This window comes from Johnsonella ignava ATCC 51276, assembly GCF_000235445.1.
Classification (GTDB): domain Bacteria; phylum Bacillota; class Clostridia; order Lachnospirales; family Lachnospiraceae; genus Johnsonella; species Johnsonella ignava.
The window spans coordinates 1-2,841 of sequence record NZ_JH378848.1 but is presented as its reverse complement, the minus strand read 5'-3'; the positions used below and the strand labels follow the sequence as shown (position 1 = coordinate 2,841).

Here is a 2,841-nt window from a genome sequence, read left to right as displayed (position 1 = left end):
GTACAGATAGCAGAAACCAATGAGTTTATTGACAAAATGTTTGATGGTTCCATTGATAAAATGTTTGCTGCACTGATTGGAAATAAGCAGCTTTCAGAAAAGCAAATTGAAAAATTGAAAAATCTTATAAAAAACTTAGAGTGAGGTGAGAAGAATGACCCTGCTACAAATGAGTATCTCCGCCACAATTTTAATCATCATCATTACCGTACTGCGTGCCATACTCATACACAAATTACCCAAAAAGACTTTAATGTTTTTATGGGGACTTGCTTTATTTCGACTGCTTATTCCGATTTCCATTCCATCTGTTTTCAGTGTCTACTCCCTAATACCACAAAACAATACATTATATGTATCTGAGCCGATAAATGACTTGCCAAGATTTTTTGTTACTTCGGATATGGTTAGTGAGAACATTACAAACAATGTGGACGTTCAAGGAATTTACAATGTATCTATTTCATTGTGGACAGTCTTATGGATGATAGGTTTCTCGTTATGCGTTTTATATTTCCTAATTGCATATCACAGAGGAATCAAGAAATTCAAAAATGCTCTGCCGTTGGAAACAACATTTATCAAGGAGTGGAAAGAAAAACACCCTTTGAAAAGAACTCTCCTTATTCAGAGCTCCGATCAAGTTTTTTCTCCACTAAGTTATGGAATATTCAAACCCGTTATCCTACTTCCGAGCACTTTAGATTTTGAGAATACAGAAGTTTTGAATTATATTATGACTCATGAGTATGTTCATATTAAACATTTTGATATTTTAACCAAAATGCTAATGATACTCGCATTAAGTATTCATTGGTTCAATCCGATGGTTTGGGCTATGTATTTACTTCTTAACAGAGATATTGAGTTAGTATGTGATGAAACAGTGGTTAAACTATTCGGAGAAAAAAACAAAAAATCGTATGCCCATATTCTGATAGATATGGAAATACAAAAGTCGGGGCTTATGCCTCTTTGTAATAATTTTAGCAGAAATTCGATTGAAGAAAGGATAGGTGCAATTATGAAAATGAAAAAAATAACGATTTTTTCGTCGGTACTTGCAGGACTTCTTGTTGTGGGTGTAACTATGGCATTCGCTACATCAGGTGTATCCAATAAAGAAAAAACTCAACTTATCAGCTCCGACCTATCAGCAGAAGAATTTGAACAAATGATGTCTTTAAAATTTGATGGATATGAGAAAATGAGTATTTCAGATTATCAAGATAAAGTTTGGAAGATTACAGATACTGAGGAATACCGAAATTTGTTGGAGCGTATTTTCAATGACAATGCTTGGTATGAACAAAAAGACAGCGATGATATTGCTTCTTATTTGTTCAATATACTGGAACCTCTTACTGCTGAAAGATGGCAAGAAAAAGAATTTGGAGGGTATGTTCAGACGAATTATAAAGAAGCTTCAGATAATGCTTTATTAGAGTATTCTTTTATTATGACAATTAAAGATCCGCAATCGCTTACCGTTGGAAAGTACAACAAAACTCGCTTGAGTATTAAAAAGGAATTAGATGTTATGATACAAGATAAAACTTTGGAACAACTTCAAGATGAAGTTTCTATGAATACCTATATCCGTTCAAAACTTGAAAGTATTAAAAATCAATATAATAGTGATATATTGAAGGTTGATTTGAACTACACTTATCATCCATTGTCCGGTATAAAAGCAGATAGTACGATAGAAACTCCAGTTAAAGTACAAGAAGAAAGACAATATCCAAACGCTACAAAAGCAGACTACCAATCGTTACTCGCTCTGAAAACACCGAATTATAAAGCAATGTCTGTTTCAGACTTTAATAGAAATCTGATGGAATGGGCTGATGAAGATTATAATCGTTCTGAACGAATTGCCATAGATTATACTCGTGAAGATTATATAATTCCTCTATCCGAAGAGGAAAAAAACTTTATTAAGCTTACAGTATGGGCATCTGGTATAGAAAATGCTAAGTTTGTAAGAAGTTTACACACATCTGAACCTGTACAAAATCCAATACTGAATGTAGAACTTCCAAGAAAGGGAGATTACTCTGAAAATGGAGCATCTACATGGTGTAGCGGTTCTTATCAACTTTCTTACCACATTGAAAATAAAGATGTACTCAGCATTGGTGAAAGAGATTATTACCTTGGTAATGTTTTGTTTGAAATACAAAAGTTTTGGGATGATACTGAAATGCATAGAATGATAAAAATGGACAAAAAAGAGCTTGAAAAGAAGTTTAGTGATATTGCAGTAAAAAACAGCAATGAAAAAATGACATTTTCGATTGTGGAAGGACAGGTTTACCTTGATTATAGTAATCCTTAAAAATGTATTTCCATATTGTATTGGAAATTGAGTTAGAAAAGAAATAGAGATATTCGATAAAAATCATTACAAGGAAGTAAAAGCAAATAGCCTATACTTCCTTTTTTGTTGTTAAAAATTCAAATAACGGAAAGGAGAATTTATGGAAGAACTTAAAAAGATAGATAAAAAAGGAATTCACACAAAAAGAAAAATTGGAAAAGTTACTTATGAAGTTGTTGTCCACTTCAATGAAAATGTAACTGAAACAATGCAAGACAAGCTGACAAGAATAATGTTGAGGGAGTTGCGGAAAAAATCGTATGAAAAAAAAGATGATTTTGATTAAAAAGTCCTTGACAAGTAGCAACAGGTGGTGCGGCGGTCTATTTCCTGGTGCTGAAACCGAAGCAGGGAAAGAAAGTTCCCGCTGATCTGGATGATTTCGACCTGGAGGATGAAGAAGAATATCTGACTGAGGACGAGGAAACGGAGGAAAAGAATGAGTAAACTTGTTATGT

At 33.3% G+C, this 2,841-nt stretch carries 3 protein-coding genes; all 3 read left to right on the top strand.

Features of this window, described 5'->3' with window-relative positions; all coding sequences use genetic code 11:
* The first annotated feature begins 6 nt into the window (after positions 1-6).
* Positions 7-144, top strand: a complete 138-nt coding sequence (locus HMPREF9333_RS13525) for a BlaI/MecI/CopY family transcriptional regulator (RefSeq protein WP_277352366.1) — start codon at positions 7-9, stop codon at positions 142-144.
* Positions 145-154: 10 nt separating this feature from the next.
* Positions 155-2,341: a M56 family metallopeptidase gene (locus HMPREF9333_RS12385; protein ID WP_005542340.1), complete on the top strand. Its 2,187-nt coding sequence runs from the start codon at positions 155-157 to the stop codon at positions 2,339-2,341.
* Between the two features lie 142 nt (positions 2,342-2,483).
* Complete coding sequence (locus HMPREF9333_RS11840; RefSeq protein ID WP_005542333.1) at positions 2,484-2,669, top strand: transposon-encoded TnpW family protein; 186 nt, start codon at positions 2,484-2,486, stop codon at positions 2,667-2,669.
* Positions 2,670-2,841 lie beyond the last annotated feature (172 nt).

Coding starts and splice junctions, on each gene's coding strand:
- HMPREF9333_RS12385 (WP_005542340.1), top strand. CDS start 155: ATGACCCTGCTACAAATGAGTATCTCCGCCACAATTTTAATCATCATC.
- HMPREF9333_RS11840 (WP_005542333.1), top strand. CDS start 2,484: ATGGAAGAACTTAAAAAGATAGATAAAAAAGGAATTCACACAAAAAGA.